This window comes from Thalassotalea algicola (assembly GCF_012932965.1).
Lineage (GTDB): Bacteria > Pseudomonadota > Gammaproteobacteria > Enterobacterales > Alteromonadaceae > Thalassotalea_F > Thalassotalea_F algicola.
Genome location: NZ_JABBXH010000003.1, coordinates 547284 through 568610, shown reverse-complemented (window position 1 = coordinate 568610; position 21327 = coordinate 547284). Strand labels below are relative to the sequence as shown.

Annotated in this window: 18 protein-coding genes; 5 read left to right on the top strand and 13 right to left on the bottom strand. The window is 39.4% G+C overall.

What is annotated here, in order from left to right; all coding sequences use genetic code 11:
• Positions 1 to 138: 138 nt before the first annotated feature.
• Both iscX and HII17_RS11310 read right to left on the bottom strand, forming a co-directional pair.
• Positions 139 to 339, bottom strand: coding sequence for a Fe-S cluster assembly protein IscX (gene iscX, locus HII17_RS11315; protein WP_169075473.1), 201 nt, complete (start codon positions 337 to 339; stop codon positions 139 to 141).
• Positions 340 to 594: 255 nt separating this feature from the next.
• A complete protein-coding gene (locus tag HII17_RS11310) occupies positions 595 to 2904 on the bottom strand; it encodes an aminotransferase class V-fold PLP-dependent enzyme (protein ID WP_169075472.1) in 2310 nt (769 codons plus the stop codon).
• A 282-nt stretch (positions 2905 to 3186) separates the two neighbouring features.
• On the opposite strand from HII17_RS11310, the gene HII17_RS11305 reads away from it, so the two are divergent.
• Positions 3187 to 3432: a DUF2164 domain-containing protein gene (locus HII17_RS11305; protein WP_169075471.1), complete on the top strand. Its 246-nt coding sequence runs from the start codon at positions 3187 to 3189 to the stop codon at positions 3430 to 3432.
• A gap of 15 nt (positions 3433 to 3447) precedes the next feature.
• On the opposite strand, the gene HII17_RS11300 is transcribed toward HII17_RS11305, so the two are convergent.
• Both HII17_RS11300 and HII17_RS11295 read right to left on the bottom strand, forming a co-directional pair.
• Positions 3448 to 3987, bottom strand: a complete 540-nt coding sequence (locus tag HII17_RS11300; RefSeq protein ID WP_169075470.1) for a GNAT family N-acetyltransferase — start codon at positions 3985 to 3987, stop codon at positions 3448 to 3450.
• Positions 3988 to 4054: 67 nt separating this feature from the next.
• Positions 4055 to 6238, bottom strand: coding sequence for a M3 family metallopeptidase (locus tag HII17_RS11295; RefSeq protein ID WP_169075469.1), 2184 nt, complete (start codon positions 6236 to 6238; stop codon positions 4055 to 4057).
• 197 nt (positions 6239 to 6435) lie between these two features.
• On the opposite strand from HII17_RS11295, the gene HII17_RS11290 reads away from it, so the two are divergent.
• Complete coding sequence (locus tag HII17_RS11290) at positions 6436 to 7389, top strand: D-2-hydroxyacid dehydrogenase (protein WP_169075468.1); 954 nt, start codon at positions 6436 to 6438, stop codon at positions 7387 to 7389.
• Between the two features lie 110 nt (positions 7390 to 7499).
• Entirely contained in the window at positions 7500 to 9938 is a 2439-nt protein-coding gene (locus tag HII17_RS11285) for an Ig-like domain-containing protein (protein WP_169075467.1), read from the top strand.
• 69 nt (positions 9939 to 10007) lie between these two features.
• On the opposite strand, the gene HII17_RS11280 is transcribed toward HII17_RS11285, so the two are convergent.
• The gene (locus HII17_RS11280) at positions 10008 to 11345 is read right to left on the bottom strand and encodes an NAD(P)/FAD-dependent oxidoreductase (RefSeq protein WP_169075466.1); all 1338 of its coding nucleotides are present in this window, start codon (positions 11343 to 11345) and stop codon (positions 10008 to 10010) included.
• A 44-nt stretch (positions 11346 to 11389) separates the two neighbouring features.
• On the opposite strand from HII17_RS11280, the gene HII17_RS11275 reads away from it, so the two are divergent.
• Positions 11390 to 11983 (top strand): GNAT family N-acetyltransferase, encoded by a 594-nt coding sequence (locus HII17_RS11275; protein WP_235938711.1) that lies wholly within the window; start codon positions 11390 to 11392, stop codon positions 11981 to 11983.
• Between the two features lie 2 nt (positions 11984 to 11985).
• On the opposite strand, the gene thrC is transcribed toward HII17_RS11275, so the two are convergent.
• The 8 genes from thrC to HII17_RS11235 form a co-directional block, all read right to left on the bottom strand.
• Positions 11986 to 13260 (bottom strand): threonine synthase, encoded by a 1275-nt coding sequence (gene thrC, locus HII17_RS11270; RefSeq protein ID WP_169075465.1) that lies wholly within the window; start codon positions 13258 to 13260, stop codon positions 11986 to 11988.
• 19 nt (positions 13261 to 13279) lie between these two features.
• Positions 13280 to 14221 (bottom strand): homoserine kinase, encoded by a 942-nt coding sequence (gene thrB / locus HII17_RS11265; protein ID WP_169075464.1) that lies wholly within the window; start codon positions 14219 to 14221, stop codon positions 13280 to 13282.
• Entirely contained in the window at positions 14221 to 16677 is a 2457-nt protein-coding gene (gene thrA, locus HII17_RS11260; protein WP_169075463.1) for a bifunctional aspartate kinase/homoserine dehydrogenase I, read from the bottom strand. The genes thrB and thrA overlap by 1 nt, the downstream gene beginning before the upstream one ends.
• A 267-nt stretch (positions 16678 to 16944) precedes the next feature.
• On the bottom strand, positions 16945 to 17895 hold the full coding sequence (locus HII17_RS11255; protein WP_169075462.1) for a sensor domain-containing diguanylate cyclase: 951 nt from the start codon (positions 17893 to 17895) through the stop codon (positions 16945 to 16947).
• Positions 17895 to 18500 (bottom strand): chemotaxis protein, encoded by a 606-nt coding sequence (locus HII17_RS11250; protein WP_169075461.1) that lies wholly within the window; start codon positions 18498 to 18500, stop codon positions 17895 to 17897. Before HII17_RS11250 ends, HII17_RS11255 begins: the two co-directional genes overlap by 1 nt.
• Entirely contained in the window at positions 18500 to 18865 is a 366-nt protein-coding gene (locus HII17_RS11245; RefSeq protein ID WP_169075460.1) for a response regulator, read from the bottom strand. The genes HII17_RS11250 and HII17_RS11245 overlap by 1 nt, the downstream gene beginning before the upstream one ends.
• A gap of 496 nt (positions 18866 to 19361) precedes the next feature.
• On the bottom strand, positions 19362 to 20105 hold the full coding sequence (locus tag HII17_RS11240) for a M48 family metallopeptidase (protein ID WP_169075459.1): 744 nt from the start codon (positions 20103 to 20105) through the stop codon (positions 19362 to 19364).
• Complete coding sequence (locus tag HII17_RS11235; RefSeq protein WP_169075458.1) at positions 20092 to 20397, bottom strand: YebG family protein; 306 nt, start codon at positions 20395 to 20397, stop codon at positions 20092 to 20094. Before HII17_RS11235 ends, HII17_RS11240 begins: the two co-directional genes overlap by 14 nt.
• 391 nt (positions 20398 to 20788) lie before the next feature.
• On the opposite strand from HII17_RS11235, the gene HII17_RS11230 reads away from it, so the two are divergent.
• Positions 20789 to 21130: a DUF3718 domain-containing protein gene (locus HII17_RS11230; protein WP_169075457.1), complete on the top strand. Its 342-nt coding sequence runs from the start codon at positions 20789 to 20791 to the stop codon at positions 21128 to 21130.
• Positions 21131 to 21327: the final 197 nt, after the last annotated feature.

Here is a 21327-nt window from a genome sequence, read left to right as displayed (position 1 = left end):
CTTCTATTAAAAATATGAGCTAAGCGATTATTTTTTAATCAAAATCGCAGAATTGCGTGTCAGTATAGTTGAAGAGTGCAGGCTTAAAAAGCCGACCATTGAATTGATTGACAATTTGTTACGCTATAACAGGTTGTTTTAATCGGCTTCATCCATCCAACACAACTGAATTGCTTCTAAAATACGCTCGCCACAATGTTTAGGGTCATCGTCAAAACGTTCAAGTGCTATTACCCACTGCATTAACTGTGGAAAGTGCAATTGTTTAGGGTCCACATCCGGATGCTCCTCAATAAGATCTAAGGCAATTTCAAGTGAATCGGTCCACTTTAATCCCATACGTCCTCCTAAAAAACTAACTTAAAGAATAAATAATCAGCCAAGAACATCAGTATAATCCACAAAATAACATAGCGAGATTTACGACAAAACTTACAATCGGTATGCCATAAGCGCTTAAGGGTTTCTTTCATTTACGTGACTGAATTATCCAATTTTAGTCAGTATAAAGAAATTAGCGCAAGAAAAAAGCCGCATAATGCGGCTTCTGTTGTTTCTCAGCTTCGTTAGTCTAAATACCAACTAATTTATCTGCTAATCCAATAAAGCAAAACCACCTGGCACATGATAAACATTTACAAAGCCGTTCCGTTTTAATGTTTTTGCCGCTGCATCGCTACGATTACCACTACGGCAAATACAAATAAATGCTTCAACTGATTTGCTGTCTCGCTGCAAGTTAACAAAGTTCGTAATTTGGCTAAGCGGAATATTAACCATTTTTGTTCCAGCAACATACGCATCAGGGTAAGCTTCAAATTCGTGGGGTTCTCGAACATCTACGAGCGTCGCATTTGGATGTTTTTCCATGAATTCAGCCAATTGATTAGCCGCTAAGTGGCCTATATTGTTTTGACTTAAATTTACGCTGCCACAAAAGTTATGATAGTCACTCTCTGGCAATTGTTTGTCTAAATCAGCTTTTTGTGATTTAAATGAAGCTACGTCAAGCTCTCCGTCTAAGACGCCAGCGACAAGCGCATTAGTTTTGCATTCCATAGCAATACTTGTGCTAAACAACGTCTGGTAATCATGGCTTGGGCAAATTAGCGTGTCTTCTGCAATCACCTGCGCTAATCGCTTAATCGACTGGTACAAATCATCGCAATCTGCGGTTTCACCATCTGTGCGCCCTAAGCCACCGATTTGAATAGTATCGCCAGTAAAAGCATATTCTATATTTTCTATCGCTAATCGCTCATTGCTAGCCGTCCCCAATAAATATGCAACACTATTTTTTGTATGACCTGCTAGAGGCAGTCGAGCAATAACCTTACTGCCTACTTTAATCGCAGGTACCGAGTCACCGTTTGCCAACTTCACTTGTGTTGCATTTAAAGGCCAACCTAGCTCATCAAATTCAGCCGCTTGAATATGTTCGGTAATAAGCTCCCTGATCATTTCTGTATTAAGCACTTGCTGGCTATGATGATGGGACTCAAGCACTGCCACTACTTGATAGCCTTGGCATCGAACTAAACGCTCAAATTTGTTTACTAGCTCTGGCGTAGCATCAATAAGCACACATTCTTTAGCCGCTTTATCTACATAACACCAAGTACATTGTTGATCGTATACCCACTGCTGCAAACCATCGACAGCAAATTCACTGTTATCATCGGTATCCGATAAAATTAAGCAGCTATGTTTTAACGCTTCTACCGCCTGCTTAATTGCTTTGCACGCTTGATCTATTTCACATTGCTTAGTCGCAGGGCCAAACGACAAACGTATCGCCGATTCACTTTGCCACCGTTCTTTCCCCATGGCGTCTAATACAAAACTACCCGTGACTTTAGATGAGCAAGCGGAACCAGAACTTACACGGATACGCGCCGCGTCAAATAAGTCCATAATGTCTTTACTAGATAGGCCTCGAACTGAAAAATTTAGTGTTGTTGGCAGTGAACAAGACAAATCATGGTTAAATACAATATCTGGAAATACCTCTGTAAGCGTATCGACGAGTTGTTTTCGATAGGCAAGTAATGTGTCATGGTCCTTAAAAGTATCGTCACTTGGATCATCTAGCAGCGCGAGCACTGCTTGCAATGCAGCAATACCGGGTAAATTTTCGGTTCCTGAACGCAATCCACTTTCTTGTCCGCCACCTGCAATGAACGGTGTGTATGGCGCACCTTCACGCACATATAACACGCCAATACCTTTCGGGGCATAAAGTTTATGACCACTAAATGGCGCATAATCAATTGTCGTTTCTGCAATATTTAAGTCAATTTTCCCTAATGCTTGAACGCAGTCGACCATCCAAAGTACAGCCTCATTTTGTTCTCGAATAGTTTTTTCAAGTAACGGCAAATCCTGAAAAACACCTGTTTCATTATTCGCTGCCATAGTGCAAATAATGATTGCGTCAGCCGAGTTATGCTTAATAAAATCGACATCTAAAATACCATTTTCATCGACTGGAATGGCAACAACATCACCACCAATATCTAACATGCTATTCCAATGCTTTAATGTCTCAGGTACTGCTTTATGTTCAGTTGCACCATACAACAACAAAGGTTTCTCTTGGCTAATACCTTGTTCTTTAGCTGCTTGTAATGCCGAAATTATCGCCGTTTGAATACCTTCCGTAGCACCGCTAGTGAAGGTGATTTCACCTGTACTTGCGCCAATGACTTTGCGGACTAAGCCTCGAGTAGTCTCTAAAATATATTTCGCTTTAATACCTGTAATATGACTGCTACTTGGGTTCCCGTAACATAACTGCATAGTGTGCATTGCTGCTTGAGCTGCCTGTGGCAAAACAGGGGTAGTCGCATTATTGTCTAGATAAATTTCATCTTTTTGCGGTTGTATATCGGTAAGTGAAAGCATAGATCGACTTCTAACATATCTTCTTTAATTGCATGCCAGCTTACAACGGTAAAACGGTGATTTCTGGTCATCCAGTGAATAGAGTCGGTCATTCTAAAGGTATATAACTAAAATTTCTAACTTATAATTAAAACTTTTAAGCAAGGTTTTTTCATTTCTTATAACTAAAAGTTTGAGTAAAGTAGTCATACAAAAATCATGGTTATATAAATTCTAAGGTTTACTTTTGATGTAGATCGCTTAACTATAGCGCCACAACGAAATTGAAACGCATACCTAACGATGAACTCATTAAGTAAAGAACAAAAAAATTACCTCACAGGCTTATTAGCAGATTACCTGAATGACGAATTATCAATTGAAATTGGCGAGTTTGATGCAGAATTTTTTTGCGATTTTATTGTTGAAAAACTAGGTCCGCATTTTTACAACCAAGGTTTGGCAGATGCGCAAGCTGTTTTGATGAAGCAAATGGATAATATTACCTACGCAATAGATGAAGTCATATTGCCGACAGAGTTCGATTAGCAATATCAGCAGCAACTATAATTGCTGCTGATAATAAACTGCTTCTAATTCGCCAAGTTGTTTATCATGATGAATGTATTGCTTAATAAATGTTAAGCCTATTTTAGTCATTATATTAATCGAGCCTTTATTATCAGGTACTGCAATAGCACTTATCGCACTAACTGCACCAAGTCCAACAATGGCATCTTTGACTTGTTGTGCTGCTTCTGTACCAAATCCTTTTCCCCAAGAGTTTTGCATAAAACGCCAACCAATTTCTAAGTTATCAAACTCTGGTACATCGCTAAAAAAATTCATAGGGCGTACCAAAATCCAGCCGATAAACTCATTGCTCTCTTTGATAAAAACTCCCCACATTCCATGCCCTTTTACCTGATCGGTATAAGCCATTAAGCGCGGAATTGCTTCGCTCTTAATATATTCAAGCGTATGCGGCTTACCGCCATTAATAAACCGCATCACTTCTGGATCTCTGTCTAGCGTATAAAAAAGATCAGCATCGTGTTCATCAAGTAAACGATAGCTCAAACGAGCAGAATCAGTAACTTTCATTAGATTTTCCTAAATATTAGCGCTAAAAAAGCCCGCACAAAGCGGGCTTCGTATAATTTACTGTCGACTATTTCGTAACCGGAAAGCCACGATCGCGCATTAACGCATCAACATTTGCATCACGGCCGCGGAATGCACGGTAAGCTTCTGCCGGATCTACAGCATTTCGAACACTGAATAGATGCTCAACAAGTTTTGCTGCCACTTCAGGATCGTAATAACCACCTGGTGCTTCTTCAAACGCTTCTGATGCATCTGAGGTTAATACTTCAGCCCACATGTAACCATAATATGCAGCAGAATAACCTTCACCGCTAAATACATGACCAAAGTGAGGTGTGCGATGGCGCATAACAATAGAAGAAGGCATATTTAGTTTGCCTAATTCTTCGCGCTCGAACTTATCCGGGTCTAAACCTTCAGGGTCGATCGTATGAAGCTTCATATCAATAATTGCTGATGCTAAGTACTCAGTCGTCTTGAAACCTTCATTAAACGTTGCCGCTTGTTTAATTTTAGCCACAAGCTCTTTTGGCATAGGTTCACCAGTTTTATAATGAACTAAGTACTTGTTGATCACTTCATCAGTAGTTATCCAACGTTCTAATAATTGCGATTGGAACTCGGTGTAATCGCGTACGCCGCCGTTTAATGTTGGGTATTCAACTTGTGACGATAAGAAATGTAATGCATGACCAAACTCATGGAAAAAAGTTTCCGCATCATCCCAAGAAACCAATGTTGGCTCGCCATCTTGACCTTTGATAAAGTTCGAGTTATTTGACGATAATACGTTTGTCTTACCTTCAAACGTTGTATGACTTCTATATGTAGTTGCCCAAGCACCACTGCGCTTACCTTTACGTGCATAAGGATCTAAATAAAATAAACCGATATGCTCGCCCGATGTTTTATCTTTCACATCCCAAACGCGTACATCTTCATGGAAAACAGGAACTGAACCATCTGTGATCTCTGTAAAGTCGTAGTTAAATAAACGACCAGATACATAAAACATCGCTTCTTGTAGTTTTTCAACCTGAAGATACTGTTTAACTTCGTTCGAGTCTAAAGCGTATTTTTCAATACGTACTTTCTCTGCGTAATGACGATAATCCCACGGTTTGAATTCTTTGATGCCATCGTGTTTAGCAATTTCCATCATGTCTGCTACTTCTTGGTCAACACGGGCAATCGCTGCAGGCCATACTTTCTCCATTAGGGCAATCGCATTTTCAGGCTTTTTCGCCATACGATCTTCTAAACGCCATGATGCATAGTTTTTATAACCTAATAAACCAATACGTTCGTGACGAAGCGTTAAAATCTCTTTGATAATTTCATTGTTATCAAACTCGTCACCATTGTCGCCACGGTTGTAATAAGTTTCCCAAACCTTTTGACGTAAATCACGCTCAGTTGAGTAAGTTAAGAATGGATCCATTGAAGAACGTGTGTTGGTAAACGCGTATTGACCTTCTTTACCACGCTCTTTAGCCGCTGATGCTGCTGCATTTACTATTGAATCAGTCAAACCACCTAATTGGCTTTTCTCTAGATACAAAACGTAGTTTTCTTCATCTGCTAATACATTATTAGCAAACTTGGTATGAAGCTGCGCTAAACGCTGATTAATTTCCGCATAACGCGCCTTCTTTTCACCAGAAAGCGTCGCACCATTTCGTGCAAAGCCGTTGTAAACAAGCCAAACTAAACGTTGCTGATCTTTACGAAGTGATTTAACTTCTTCACTGTTGTATACCGACGATACACGCTGGAATAATTTGTCATTTTGATTAATTTTTGAGAAAAAGGCGGAAAGCTTAGGTGCCATTTCACCTTGGATCTCTCTAAACTCAGTCGAAGAGCGATTTGCACTCCAAATACCATAATAGGTAAAAATACGGTTTAATTCTTTACCCGCTTTTTCCATCTCAACAATCGTATTTTCAAATGTTGGCGCGTCGGCATTGTTTGCAATAGTTTCAATTTCGGCCAAATTCATTGTCATAGCATCTTCTAACGCTGCTTTTAAGCCAGTTAAAGAAACTTTATCGAAAGCAGGAACACCTTCATATGGACCAGTCCACTCAGCCATCAATAGATCTTTAGCAGTAGTTACTTCGCTAACAGCTTCTGTTTGTTGTACTGGTTCAGCGGTTTGAACTGCACTTGTTGACTCAGTTTCTGAGTTACAGCCCAATAACATGCCAGAGACCAGCATGGCTGTGAATAATTGATTATATTTCATTTGTGAATTTCTCTTATTTTGTTTTTATAGGTTTGGCAACTGGGCTGTTACCAACCGATTGACATACTATACGAGTTCAAAAGCAATAAAACTATTCAAACTATCGTAAAAAATATGTTAACCAGCGTACTTGAGTCCCTTTCCCTTTGTCGATAAGCTTTAACAAAATTCTTTTATTAGTGAGCAATTTAAATTCAATGAGAGCCGTATTCCTTGATTACGCCACTTTTAGTTCAGGCTTAGATATTACAGCTATCGAAAAGACTACTTCAGAACTTATCTGCTACGACTTTACGTCGCCAGAACAAATAATTACACGATGCATAAATGCTGACATCATCATAACTAACAAAGTTATATTGGACGAAGCAATACTAAAACAATTACCACAATTGAAACTTATTTGCGTCGCAGCGACAGGCATTAATAATATAGATATCAGTGCCGCGACAGCCAACAGAATTAGCGTCACCAATGTCAGTAATTACGCTGGGCCTGCAGTTGCACAGTACATATTTTCACAGCTATTGAGCCTATTGCAAGATGTTGAACACCACAACCAAAACGTTCAACAGGGCCTTTGGAGTGTAAGTAAAAGTTTTTGTGTTCATGGTAATGCAATAAATGAACTTTATGGACGCTCAATAGGTATTTTAGGTTACGGTCATATTGGTCAGACTGTCGCCACTATTGCTCAAGCTTTTGGAATGAATGTCATTATTGCTGAACACCCTAACGCTAAGTTAATTAGAGAAGGAAGAGTATGTTTTGAAAACATGCTTAAACAATCAGATATTGTCTCGCTACACTGCCCGTTGACACCAACAACTAAACACATAATCAATCAAAAAAGCATCGCATCAATGAGAGAGAATTCAATTTTAATTAACACAGCTCGCGGTGGATTAATAAATAGTAATGACTTACTAAATGCTCTTAAATCGAAGCAAATTGGCTATGCCATTTTAGATGTACTCGAACAAGAACCACCAACAACTGACCATCCGTTGCTTGCCAAGAGCCTAGGTAATTTAAGAATAACCGCGCATATCGCTTGGGCTAGCCAACAAGCACAGCAACGATTACTCAATATTATTGCCGAAAATATAACGCAATTTTCTCTTGGTACTTCAATTAACCAAGTAAATTAAAAAAATATCGATTATTCACCAATTCAGCATTGATATTCATGGACTTTTAGCCACGAGAATTTTATCCTTGCCTTAGTCACAACAATAATAATTTTCAATAGGTCAATCGAATGAAAAATCTCTTTACAGCACTACTTGTCGCATGTCTTGGACTACTAGTTGGCTGTAATGGCAGCTCTGGTGAAAACACTAGCGGGCCAGGTGATAGCCAAACACCTTCAACAATTACTCTGACAATTGAAAATAGCGCTGGCGAAGCTCAACAAAGCTTTTCCGCCGACCAACAAATAACCCTTGTCGCAACACTATTTGATAGTGATGACCAAACCATCGCTGGCCGCTCGGTAAACTTTACAGTTACTATGGGCGATATTTCTGTCTCGTCTAAATTAACCAATAATAATGGCCAGGCTATCGTTACCATTAGCAATAGTGACTTGGCTGCAGGTGCTGGCACAGCAACAGCTACGCTTGGTAGCTTAACAGTTACGGCAGACTACGAATATACACATACATCGGGGGAACAACCTCCTAAGCTAGCAAGCCAGTTGTTGCTCGATGGAATAGTCGTAAGTCAATTTAAATCAGATCAGCAAGCCCAAATAGTTGCCACATTACAGAATAATATTGGTCAAGCAGTTTTAGGTGAGATTGTTACCTTTACCGCAGACATAGGTACATTAAGTACATCAACAGCTCTTACTGACAGTAACGGGCAAGCCAAAGTAACACTGAGCAGTAACGACCAAATAGGTGCTGGTGTTATTATCGCATCTCTGGGCGAGGCAAGTGACGTCGCACCAAGTCGAATTAATTACGAAATCATCCCAGCAGATTCAGTCATTATTGATGACGGTGTACGCATAGGTCACATTAGCAATGACGGTAGCTTCGTCGAAGGTGAGGTTTTAGTTGGTAGCACAACGATTAGTGCCGGTGGTACATTAGGCTTAACAGTTGATTTAGTCGATGGCCAAGGTAATTTAATCAGCACACCGACACCAGTCTCTTTTACATCAAATTGTGTCCAAAGCGGCAATGCTACAGTCGATGAGTCTGTATTTAGCATCCGTGGTACAGCTGAAGCCACCTTTGAAGATATTGATTGTGCTGGCAGTTCAGGTACAGATGACGTAATTGTCGCCGCTATCACTATTAATGGGATTACTAGCGTAGCTTCACAGACTATTAGCATTTCAGGTGAAGAGCTGGGATCCATAGAATTTATTTCTGCTGAGCCAACCTCAATCGTATTAAAAGGTACGGGTGGTCAAGGTAAGCAAGAAACATCGACGTTAACTTTCCAAGTAAAAAGTGCATTAGGCAATGCCTTAGCACAACAAGCTGTCGATTTTGTTTTAGATACTGAAGTGGGTGGCATAACATTAAATCCAGCTTCGGGCTTAACTAATAGCGAAGGCATGGTGACCACCAAAGTCACGGCGGGTACAGTACCAACAGCAGTGCGAGTAACCGCAAAAGCTTCGATGACGATTAGCGATGAAATAATCGATGTACAAACTCAATCTGATTTATTATCGGTTAATACAGGTTTACCAGAACAAAGCTCTTTAACTATATCAACCAGCATTTTCAATCCAGAAGCAAATAGTATCAACGGTGTGGAAGCAACAATTACCGCGCAGCTTGCTGATAACTTTAATAACCCAGTACCAGATGGTACAACAGTAAACTTTACTACCGAGGGCGGTATGATTGAGCCAAGTTGTACGACAACAAATGGCGCTTGTACCGTTAATTGGACTAGTAGTGAACCTAGAGTACCTGATCACCGCATCACCGTTTTAGCGACAGCACTTGGTCATGAGACTTTCTTTGATACAAATGGTAATAACACGTTTGATGAAAACGACGGCAGCGCGATTGTTAATCAAGACGTTTCATCTGGTTTTGGCCGCCAAGTCGCGCAACCTTCTGGCTTTGTTGATATGAGCGAAGCATGGCGTGATGATAATGAAAACACTCTATTTGATGGTGGCGAAACGTTCTTAGATTATAACAATGACAACGCCTTTAGTGCCCAAGATGGATTATTTAACGGTCCACAATGTCAAGGCGACAAATGTGCTGCACAAGGTAGTCAGGCTATACATGTTCGTAAAGCACTTCGTATGGTTATGGCGAGTTCAAGCGCTCTTTACCGATTAGTAAATTCGTCTAACACTGGCATAATATACGATAGTAATATTTCCGGCGACTCATTAACTAGCTTGCCGAGTATAAACGATGGCTCTGTATTAGGGTTGACCCTTCAATTCTGGGATACTGCTTTCCAAGTAATGCCGCAAGATACGCAAGTTAGTATTACCTCTTCGGTAGGGGAATTAGATGGAATTACTAGTTTTACTGTAGCCAATACAATCAATGCACTTGATACAACACCAAGTACACCAAATGTAGTACACAGCATGTCATTTCTTATTAAAAATCCCATCGATGGCGATCCTGAATCAGGGTTTCTTACAATAGAAATTACTGCACCATCAGGCAATATCACGCCGTCTACCAATACCATAACCTTAAATTAAGCGTTGGTATTTAAAAGATAAAAAAACCACGCTGATGCGTGGTTTTTTTATTCCTATAAAGCAATCAACTTAGCAGTATTTATCTTTCATCTTACCGTATTGAAAATAGCCCCATTGCCCTACTCGTCTTAATGGTGCAAAGGGAAACTTAGGTAAGTGGCGATTGAAAATCGGTAAATCTGGCATTGTTTTCTCTGCTACTTTTTCAGCTAACCGTTTACCGGCTTGTGCTGAAAATGAAAGGCCGGCACCGCAATATCCCATAGCATAAAATATGTTTTGTTCATTGTTATGAAAAATATGCGGAATATCGTCTAGTGACATACAAATCCAACCAGACCAAGCATACTGATAATTGATCGTATGGAGTGCAGGAAAGCTTTCTTTAAGCACATTTAATAGTCGTTTTGCGTAATACGGATCTTCTGCCCCCTTACCCGTTATAGCGCCGCGCCCACCAAATAAAATTCGATTATCCGGTAACTTTCGGTAATAGTACTTTAAAGCCCGCGTATCCATTACAACATTATTAGTTTGCCAGTTACACGCCTGAATTTGTTCATCGGTTAACGGCTCAGTCACTATAATCTGTGAAAGTACAGGTAAAAATCGGTTATTTACCCAAGGATGAAATCCTTTAGGGGTATAACCATTAGTTGCTAACACTACTTTCTTTGCCATAATTTGAGCACTTGGCGTTTTTATAACCTGACTATTTTCAGTTTGCGTCCAATGAGTGACTGGCGTACCAGTATAAATTTTTGCGCCCGCTTTTCTTGCTAAAAGTTGATAACCCCATGCTAGTTTTAATGGGTTTAAGCCAAAACCATCTTGATAACGAATCGCACCGTAAGCATTTTTATCATCCATGTACTGACTACGTACTTCTTCTTGTGAAAGTACCTCAACTTCATAACCAAATTGTTGTTTTTGAATGTCTGCTAATGCAATAAGATCGTTTAACTTTTTAGGCTTGTGAGCAACTTTTAAATAGCCAGCCGGTTGAACATCACAATCGATACCTTGCGCGATTAACCCATTTACCGTATCAACGCCAGCTGCCATCTCATCATATATACCCCGCATGACTTCTTCGCCCCATTGCTTTGCCATGTCGGTAAATGACTTTCGTCCCGAGCTTTTTAATACAAACCCAGCATTTCTGCCACTACATCCCCATGCAGTTTGGTTGGCTTCCAAAACCAATGCTTTAATACCGTGCTCTTTTGCTAAGTGATAAGCACAAGAAAGGCCAGTAAAACCAGCTCCTATAATCACAACATCCGCTTCATGTAGACCACGAAGTTCACCATCGTTTTTTGGAGCGTCACCAGAGATGTCTGCCCAATAACTATGAGGATAAGATACATTAATGCCTGGGATATTATCGTGCAAAGGATCGTACATATTTTCGTATAAAAGATGCGGTTAGAAAAAAACAGTGGCAAACTATGCCATTATTTTTTTTGCCCGTATACGTTATGTCACAAATTAACTACAAAGAATTAAGCCCTGATGACTTTGAACAAATTATCGCCTTAGGCAACCATGTTCATGGCGATGGTTATTTAGACAATGCCAATATATTAAATTGGTACAACAAAGGCTTAAAAAATAATATTAATTCAGGCTTTGTCGCCTATGATGGGGAAAAACTCGTTGGTTTTCGTATCACATTTGCTGTTGGTAATTGGGATATAGATAAATGGAGCAGTCCCAATAAATGGCAAGTGCCACAAGGCAGTGTTTGCTACTTCAAATGCAATACCGTTGATGAGAATTATCGAGGTTATGGCATTGGTAGTGAGTTACTAACACGTTCAATAACCGCAGCTATAAAACAAGGAGCTAAAGCGGGGGTAAGCCACCTATGGAAGCAAAGTCCTGGCAACAGTGCTGTAAAATACTTCACAAAATGTGGTGGAGAACTAGTGCAATCGCATCCAGATAAGTGGCGAGAAGACGCATTAAACGGCTACGATTGCATTTTATGCGGTCACGACTGCCACTGTGAAGCGGCAGAAATGATTATTTACTTTAGCTAGTTTTACTGAAGTAAATAGGCTTTTAGTTGTTCAAAATCTGCCGACATATCGCTTGATAATATTGGCTCTCCTGCACAATCGGCTAACTCTTTTGGTAATGCAATAGGTTGGCCTAATGTACTTTCTACGACATCTTTAAACTTAGCTGGGTGCGCTGTACCTAAAAACACTCCGAACTCATCGTCATCACACTGCCCTAATGCTTTATAAGCAACCGCTGCATGCGGTTCACTGATATAGCCCAGTTTGCTTAGCTGAATGATGGTCGATTGCGTTTGCTCTTCATCAATTGAAACACCAGTTACGCAGTCATCTACGATGCCAGATTTAATCATATGCTCTACGCGTGGCCAGTTATTTGGATTACTAACATCCATCGCATTTGAAATAGTTGCGATTGTTTCTTTTGGCGCCCATTCACCAGTTGCTAAATAACGCGGTACGGTATCATTTACGTTGGTCGCAGCGACAAAGCGTTTTATGGGTAAACCCATTGCTTTAGCAAACAAACCAGCCGTTAAGTTACCAAAATTGCCACTTGGTACAGCAAAGACTATATCTTCAAGCTGACGGTTTTGACGTTTTAATTGGGCAACTGCTTCAAAGTAATAGCATACCTGAGCTAATAAACGGCTAATATTAATTGAATTAGCAGAGTTGAGGCCAATAGCTTGAGCAAGTGCTTTGTCATCAAATGATTGTTTAACCAGTGCCTGACAATCATCAAAACTGCCATCAATTGCGATAGTTTCAATGTTATCACCCAATGTGGTAAACATTTTTTCCTGCAATAGGCTGATTTTGCCTTTAGGATATAAAATCACTACTCGGATATTGTCTAAACCATAAAATGCGTGTGCTACCGCGGCACCAGTATCGCCAGATGTTGCCGTTAATATCGTGATTTTATTGTCATTACTAAAATGTTGAAGGCATTGCGCCATAAATCGAGCGCCAAAATCCTTAAACGCTAACGTTGGGCCATGAAATAATTCAAGAACCGAACGCTGCTCATTGATTGGCTGAATTAATGCGGGGAAGTTAAAGGCATTAGTGACAATATCTGCCAACTCAGACTTAGATAAATCACCTTCAACAAATGGCGCTAACACATTCACACTTCGCTCTACTAACGGCATCGCGAGCAGTTCATCGATATTATCTAAAGCTACAATGCTTTCAGGAAAAAATAATCCCTGGTTTTTTCCTAACCCTTGCTTTACCGCTTGAGCAAAGCTGACTTGCTCGTCATTTTCTTTTAAATTATAAAACTTCACTTACTTTTCCTTCAATACTTTATAGGCAGCGAGCGCCCTTATTATCCGCTTTGCACACATGAACAAAGCCTAAATTTGTTTTCAAATAATGTTCTTTTAACCACGAAGCAGCAGCATTAGCAACGCTTTGATCATCAGTCACCGCAAATAGCGTCGGCCCAGAACCCGAAATTCCCACAGCTAAGCAGTTTTGTTGATAAAGATATGCCTTCGCATCACTAAAACCTGGTAATAAATTTTCTCGATAAGGCTCAGCAACAACATCAGTGAATTGCCCGAATGCTTGCTGTTTATCTTGTCTATAGCAAGCATCGACGAAACCCGCTAATGTTTGTCCATATTGAATCACATCACAGCGAGAGTATTCTGTAGGTAACACCTCGCGAGCAGCTTTAGTAGAGACTTCTATACCAGGGTATGCCATCACATAAAAGCAGTCTTCAAAGACTGGTAAAGTTCGCGTGATAATCTCTGGATCGGCAATCATCAATTGCAGACCACCTAAATAACATGGTGCAACATTATCATAATGCAAACTACCACTAATTTGCGCTTCCATCTGCCCCATCATTTTTAGCATGACATCTTTAGCAAAGAAGTCATCGTAAAAGGCATTTAACGCTTGTAGTCCTGCAACTACTGAGCAAGCACTTGAACCTAGGCCGCTGCCGACTGGCATTTTCTTATCCAAGATTAACTTTACAGGCTTAACTTTTTGGCCTGTATTTATTAATGCCTGATTAAACAGCTTTAAACAGTGCCAGACAATGTTATCAGCAGGACTTGAAGGCAGTTTATCAGCAAAATCACCTATAACAGACAGTTCATCTTGCTGTGCTAGTTCAACACTAACAACATCACCTAATAATGAACCGTCAACAGGCTGAACTGCTAACCCTAAAACGTCAAAACCAATACTAACATTACCAATAGAGGCTGGTGCAAAAACAGATACTGACATTAGTGTTGCTGCTCCCATGCTAATGTGCGTAATAAATCACCAAAGACACCTGCCGCAGTAACGGCAGCACCTGCACCATAACCACGAAGTACAAATGGTAGAGGCTGATAATATCTCGAATGAATAGCTAATGCGTTTTCACCATCTTTAATAGCATACAGTGGATGTTCAACACCAACTGCTTGAATAGATACCTTGCACTTACCTTCATCAATTGTTCCGATATAACGTAACACTTTTCCTTCTGCTTGCGCAGCAGTAACCTGCTCAGCTACTTGACCATCAAGTGAAGTAAGGTTTTCCATAAACTGCGCGACATCACCTGAGGCGTCAAAGCTTTCGGGTAGTACTGAATCTACTTCAATATCATCAAGCTCTAGCGGCATGCCTGCTTCACGAGCCATGATCAGTAGCTTACGAGCGACATCCATGCCACTTAAATCATCGCGAGGATCAGGCTCAGTAAAGCCGTTTTCCTTCGCAATCGCGGTAGCTTGTGACAGCGACATACCTTCTTCCAATTTTCCAAAGATATAAGAAAGCGAGCCTGATAACACCCCTTCAAAACGCACGAGTTCATCACCGGCTTTGATTAAATTTTGTAAGGTGTCAATAACTGGCAACCCTGCACCTACTGTTGTTTCATATAAGAAACGACGATTTGTGCTTTGCGCTGCTTGGCGCATTTTTTGATAATACTGCCATGAATCAGTGTTAGCCTTCTTGTTCGGTGTAACGACATGAAAACCTTCAGCTAAATAATTTGCGTATTCTAATGCTAAAGATTCATTTGAAGTTACATCTACAAGTACAGGGTTGATCAAATGGTTATCACGAGCAAATGCTTTTAAGTTCTCAACGCTCAGCTCTTCTGGTTCAGTATCAAACGCTGATTGCCAATTAGCTAGTTCGATACCAGCTTCATTAAATACCATACCTTTTGAATTAGCTAAACCATATACTTTCAAATCAATATTTTGTGTTTTTAAGCTTTGTTGCTGCTTAGCAATTTGACCTAATAATTCACTACCAACAACGCCACAGCCAACGACGAATGCGTCAATAGTTGGACGGTGTGAGAAGAAATTCTGATGGCAAACTTTTAATGCGTCAGTACATTTACGCTGTTCAATTACCACCGAAATGCTTCGCTCGGACGAGTCTTGAGCAATAGCGACAACATTTACTCTCGCTTGAGCTAGTGACGAAAACAACTTAGCCGCCACACCGCGTTGATGATGCATTCCATCACCCACTAATGACACGATAGATAAATTACTTTGCAAATCAATTGGCTCTAACAAGCCATTTAACAACTCTAATTCGAACTCCGTTTTAAGACTATGTTCAGCTAACCTAGCGTCGGCAGAATGAATACAGAAGCTAATACAGTACTCACTAGAAGACTGACTAATCATCACCATCGAGATATTTTCTCGACTCATGGCAGCAAAAACTCGACTAGCCATGCCAACCATGCCTTTCATGCCAGGACCAGAAACATTAACCATAGTTAAGTCATCTAAGTTAGATATAGCCTTAACTTGCTGTGAATCATCATTTTCAACAGCAATACGTGTACCTGGTGCAGACGGGTTACCCGTGTTTTTTATTAAACAAGGAATGTGATATTGAGCAATTGGGCCGATTGTTTTTGGGTGCAGTACCTTGGCGCCAAAATAAGAAAGTTCCATCGCCTCTTGGTAAGATAAATAGTCTAGTAGCTTAGCATCTTTAATTACGCGAGGATCTGCATTGTATACACCGTTAACATCGGTCCAAATTTCGCAACACTCAGCTTCAGCACATACCGCTAGTACCGCAGCAGAATAGTCTGAGCCATTACGACCCAAAGTAGTGACTTCGCCTTGATTATTGACACCAATAAAGCCCGGCATAATTGCTACATTACTTACTGTTGCATAAGCTTGCTGGTAGTTTTCCTTACATAGCACTAGATCAGCGACAGCATTTAATGAAGCGTCATTAGTTGCTAAAAAATTCTCAGGCGCTAACTCTGAAGGTTGTAATCCACGTGCAGCCAATACAGAAGATAAAATGGCTACACTTAAACGTTCGCCAGTAGAAATGATTTTGGCGCGAACGTGATCAGGGCAATACTCAAGTAAATGAGCTCCCTGCATGAAGCGCTCAAGTTGATGTTCCCATTGCGTCAACGTTTGTTCAGCGTGTATCGTATCAAAAGAAGAAATGCTCGCGGCTAGGTCTGCAACTATTGTTTCAATGGCCTGCTTAAAATGACGCAAATCTTGCTGCATTTTATCTTCATCACCAATATTCTCTGCCATTGCTACTAGGTGATTGGTCACACCTTGTGGAGCAGAAACTACTACTGCAACTTTTGACGATTTAGCTTTATCTTCGATTATATCTGCTACCGCCTTAAAGCGTTCAGCTGATGCTAATGAAGACCCTCCAAATTTTAATACACGCATTTATTCTTCCTCTAAAAACAAAAAAGCCCGTGACCTTTTCAGGTCACGGGCTTTGTAAATTCTTTTTTTCTTTACACGTCAGCCGATGACCACCTACCCGCGAGGGTGGTAGTGGTAATAATGGTAATAATTTGGCTGCTAAATGTTTTCATGATTTTAAAATGCCATTAACATTTTAGAATGTCAACTCTAATTTTATGAATAAAAGAAGTTAAAACTTGAATACATACTCGAAAATAATGAATAGTTAATCGAAACTAAAGTATTTTAAGAGCACTTATTAAATTTCTGTAGAATACAGATTTGATCACGACCAGAGGATTTTGCTCGATAAAGAGCGGAGTCCGTTTCAGAAATGAGGTCTTCATATCGTTTATGTTCTGAATTAAGTGTGGCTAAACCAACACTTGCTGAAAAGCTTATTTTCTTACCTTCAAATATAATTGGGCTATTGGAAATTGCTGCTCTAACCCGTTCAGCAACTTCAAGTGCACCTATTTGGTCCGTTTGTGGCAATACAATACCAAATTCTTCACCACCATAACGACCAAACACATCAGCATCACGCAGTAAACTACTGACTCTAGAAGCTGTTTCTATTAACACAAGGTCGCCACATTGATGACCATAATTGTCATTGAGCTTTTTAAAGTGATCTAAGTCGAACATAATTAAACTTAACTCACTAGTATAACGTTGGGCTCTTGCAAATTCTTTACCCAATGCTTCTTCCCAATATTTACGATTATAAATTCGCGTTAAGCCGTCAATTCGATTAGCCAGCTCTAACTGCTTCATCGTCTCTTTCAACTGAGATTGGTAATGGCAAACATCAGTTACGTCTTCAATTAAGACACAAATACCAACCAGTTTGCCCTCTTGTTCATAGGGCAAGAATGAACAGTTCTGCGCCATAAAATGACTATCAGTGGTAATTGGTCTAGTATGAGGTAACTCGAACAAGTGATGACGTTGTTCCCAAGAACAGTAAGTAGGAGTACCTAATTGAATAACACTTGCTACTTTACGTTCAAACCAACGTTGAGGTAATTCTGGGAAAACATCAAATATTAGTTTTCCTTTAACGTCTTCAAGCTTCTGATTAACATGAACTGCAAGAAATCGATTCCAGCTAACTATGTTAAGTTGGAGATCGAGTAATAAAATACCTGAATTAAGCTGGTCTGTTACTTGGCTGAGTTCAATTTCGCCATTCATTAGTATTCTTCCAGAATTCTATCTATCACGGTTTTAATATTCTCTATAGCCGCTTCAGGTATTAACAGTACCATTTCACAATTAAATGAATAATCAGTGACCTGATAGTTAATGTTTACCTTTAACGCCATATCCCAATCAAAGGATAACTGTTTTAGATGCTCAGACAATTTACCTTGCATTTCAGAAATCAACTTTGGAGCACTATAAGACATTTGGTTTTCTATTTGCGTTGCAAATACATTCAAAAATGTCGTCGTTAAAATAGAGCTAATGTCGATAAGTTGTTCTTCTACAGACAACTCATCAGGCTCATAACCTAATAAATCACCAATACGATCAGAATCTTCGTGTTTATAAACTAATAGTGCTTCACCACGGATCCCTTCATAACCAAAAAAGCCTTGGCTAACCATTGCCATTGATTCTTCGGTAGTCTCTAAACTATCGCTGAGTCCCTTCCCACTGACCAGGTCGATACTAGGCACAGTTAAAAAAACAAAGGTATCAAGATAGCGCGCTAACTGATCACTTGCTTGCCCCATGGCAACATTAATCAATTCTTGCAAACAGTCTTGTTGGTCTTCGTTTAGTTCGTATGCCATTACATAATTCCGTGTTCTTGTAATGTAGAAACTAAAGTTTCTGAGTTAATAGGTTTTCTTAGGAATGCCTGGGCGCCAAGTTCCAATACCTTGTTTTGCATTTCTGGTTGAATATCTGCAGATATGACAAAAACTTTGACACTAATCGCTTCTTCTTTAATTGCTTCCAACACACCTACACCATCTAGTTCAGGCATAGTTAAATCTAAGAACATCACTTCAATAGCGGAGCTTCTTAATACATCTAAGGCTTCTAAACCATGTTTAGCTAACTGTACGTCAACTTCCCACTGTTCAGGTAAACTGCGGAGAACTTGTTTTCGGGCAAGATTTGAGTCATCACAAATCAACACTGACGAGCTCATATTATTGGCTATCCTTGTTATTATTTTTTTTATAGGGTTAATCTAACCTATATTTGACAGATTGTTAACGGAAAATCCCCATTATTTGTAAGATTTTTGGACATCTAGACCGAAGCACGTAAGATAACAAAAGAGCAAAGCGAAATCGAAACGCTTCACATTTAAAAAGATTGCAAATTAACTCTTTAATTACAAGCAGTTAAGATTAGTTAAATAGGCAATAGCAATTTAATTAAAATAATTGAAATTACTGCCGACAAGATATAAAGCAGTATCATTTTCATGGTATTGAACGACAACTTCATGGTTAAGCCCTCATGGTTAAGCGACAAATACTGCTTTATTCGCACTGTACAAAACACATGCAACATTTAAACCAAATATTACAAACATTTGGTTTAAATATTCGTTTGACCTATAAGATATTACCGGCGTTTAGACATAAAAATTACCCAAAACATATATTCAATTGTTCGAATAGGCAATTTAGCTATGGTTAATTAGCTATTGTATATTGGTTTTCTTTTAGCCACATTTTTGCTTGTTGAAATTGAGGGTAAAAAGACTCTACAAGTGACCAAAATTGTCTTGAATGGTTTAGGTGTACAAGATGACAAAGCTCATGAACGATTACGTAGTCAATTACTGAAGGTGGGCAAGCAACGAGCCAACTGTTTAAACTAACAACCCCTTTCGAATTACAACTGCCCCATCGTGCTTTATATTTTTTAATTACTAATTCATTGGCCGATAGACCGGTTTTGTCTTGCCAATAATCCAGCTTGCTCGGCAACATTTTCAATGCATGGCTTTTATAAAAGCTATCAACGAGATTGCTAAGTTTTTCATTCAACCGTGCTTGCTGATTTTCTTCAATCCGTGCAGAAAGATAACGACTTGAAAGCACACATTCTAAGTAGCAATCATTTATAAAAACTAATGCCTTGCTACCGGAAACTAGTTTAATTCTTCGTGGTAAGCCCATAAAATAGACAACGCCATTATCAGCAATTCTATACTTTTCAGCGTCAGCTACTGCTACTTGCTGTTGAGCAATTTTACTATTAAGCCATGCAGCTTTCTGAGCGATGAACTGCTCAATAAAATTTTCCTCAACGAAAAAAGGGGCTCGTACAATGACTTCCCCTTTTTTAACTTGTAGACCTAATGTCTTTCGCTTATTACTTCTAATTAACTGATAAGGCGGCTTTTCAGCTTGGCTTGAACTAACTTGCTTCACTAAGCTTTTCGTCTTCTACCGCTTTTAGCTTTTTAGCAGGTGCTACTTTCGTTGCCGTTTTAGGTTTCTTCGCCTGTAAAGCAATGAGCACTTCTTCTCTATGCTGTGCAAGATAAATACTTATATCTTCCGCCATATCTTCAGACAATTTCATAGGGGCATTAGCAAACATTTCCGACAAGTTATCCGCCATATCTAACATTTTGTCGTATTCATCAGCGGCCTTTTTATCCATAAATGTCTGTACCTCCACACCATTTCTAATAACAACAAACCGACTTTCAACTGCCATGCGTTTCCCTCATTTACCCATTGTCACACGTGCATGTTCAACGTTGACAAATATTGCACAATAAACTGTATGTATTAACAGTAACACAGTTAATCTAATTAACCAATAGTGGTTTTTGCAACTTTCTTAGCCAAAAACACTTTATTGAACTGCACTAATAAGTGTTGCTTTGTATGTCAAAGTCTCAATGAATGTAAATCTTCATTTCAACGGTTAAAAAACAACCTATTTTACGTCTGTTATTTTTCAAATACTTAGCGACGAGTCGCATTATTTGTGCGGTAAAGTTATTTACATCCCACTCCCTTGCATTAACAACTTTTTCTGAAAAAAGCGCCACTATTAAGTTGTGCAAGCGATTTTGCACTTTTAATACAACGGAGATGGAAAAATGAACAAAGTTAAATTAGCAGCAGTATCAGTAATCACAGGTTTATCGCTTTCTGCAGTTAGCGTTTCAAGCATGGCGATGGATAGACAAGTAGAAAAAGCATTAGTAAAAGTATGTAAATCAGCATTAAGTGATAAGCCAATTCGCTTAAAGCACTCAATGGAAGATTACAACCTGAAAGCGCGCGATGTTGCATTAAAAGTTATGTGCAATGGCGATGACATTATTACCTTTGCTGAAGCTAACGGAGCTAACAAAACAGCAGCACGTTTACAGAACAGTATTGGTAAAGTTGACATCATCGATGTCGCGGCAGTAAACAAGATTAATGTTAACTTCTAAATTTATAAGAAAACATCATGCCTCAAGTTAAGAAAAAGTGTGTGCTCTTAAATTAAAGAGCGCACCCTTTCTTGAATTTTTTATCTTCCAACTATTGAATTCATCGCTCTACGAAAACATTTAATTTCAATTGGGTCACCAAAGCTGAACAATTTTTACAAGGCTTACTAAGTCGTTCAACAACGTTACTAAATCCG

What these genes read in the sequence shown, in the direction of transcription:
- iscX (WP_169075473.1), bottom strand. Translation starts at nt 339, where the DNA reads ATGGGATTAAAGTGGACCGATTCACTTGAAATTGCCTTAGATCTTATT.
- HII17_RS11310 (WP_169075472.1), bottom strand. Translation starts at nt 2,904, where the DNA reads ATGCTTTCACTTACCGATATACAACCGCAAAAAGATGAAATTTATCTA.
- HII17_RS11305 (WP_169075471.1), top strand. Translation starts at nt 3,187, where the DNA reads ATGAACTCATTAAGTAAAGAACAAAAAAATTACCTCACAGGCTTATTA.
- HII17_RS11300 (WP_169075470.1), bottom strand. Translation starts at nt 3,987, where the DNA reads ATGAAAGTTACTGATTCTGCTCGTTTGAGCTATCGTTTACTTGATGAA.
- HII17_RS11295 (WP_169075469.1), bottom strand. Translation starts at nt 6,238, where the DNA reads ATGAAATATAATCAATTATTCACAGCCATGCTGGTCTCTGGCATGTTA.
- HII17_RS11290 (WP_169075468.1), top strand. Translation starts at nt 6,436, where the DNA reads ATGAGAGCCGTATTCCTTGATTACGCCACTTTTAGTTCAGGCTTAGAT.
- HII17_RS11285 (WP_169075467.1), top strand. Translation starts at nt 7,500, where the DNA reads ATGAAAAATCTCTTTACAGCACTACTTGTCGCATGTCTTGGACTACTA.
- HII17_RS11280 (WP_169075466.1), bottom strand. Translation starts at nt 11,345, where the DNA reads ATGTACGATCCTTTGCACGATAATATCCCAGGCATTAATGTATCTTAT.
- HII17_RS11275 (WP_235938711.1), top strand. Translation starts at nt 11,390, where the DNA reads ATGCCATTATTTTTTTTGCCCGTATACGTTATGTCACAAATTAACTAC.
- thrB (WP_169075464.1), bottom strand. Translation starts at nt 14,221, where the DNA reads ATGTCAGTATCTGTTTTTGCACCAGCCTCTATTGGTAATGTTAGTATT.
- thrA (WP_169075463.1), bottom strand. Translation starts at nt 16,677, where the DNA reads ATGCGTGTATTAAAATTTGGAGGGTCTTCATTAGCATCAGCTGAACGC.
- HII17_RS11255 (WP_169075462.1), bottom strand. Translation starts at nt 17,895, where the DNA reads ATGAATGGCGAAATTGAACTCAGCCAAGTAACAGACCAGCTTAATTCA.
- HII17_RS11250 (WP_169075461.1), bottom strand. Translation starts at nt 18,500, where the DNA reads ATGGCATACGAACTAAACGAAGACCAACAAGACTGTTTGCAAGAATTG.
- HII17_RS11245 (WP_169075460.1), bottom strand. Translation starts at nt 18,865, where the DNA reads ATGAGCTCGTCAGTGTTGATTTGTGATGACTCAAATCTTGCCCGAAAA.
- HII17_RS11235 (WP_169075458.1), bottom strand. Translation starts at nt 20,397, where the DNA reads ATGGCAGTTGAAAGTCGGTTTGTTGTTATTAGAAATGGTGTGGAGGTA.
- HII17_RS11230 (WP_169075457.1), top strand. Translation starts at nt 20,789, where the DNA reads ATGAACAAAGTTAAATTAGCAGCAGTATCAGTAATCACAGGTTTATCG.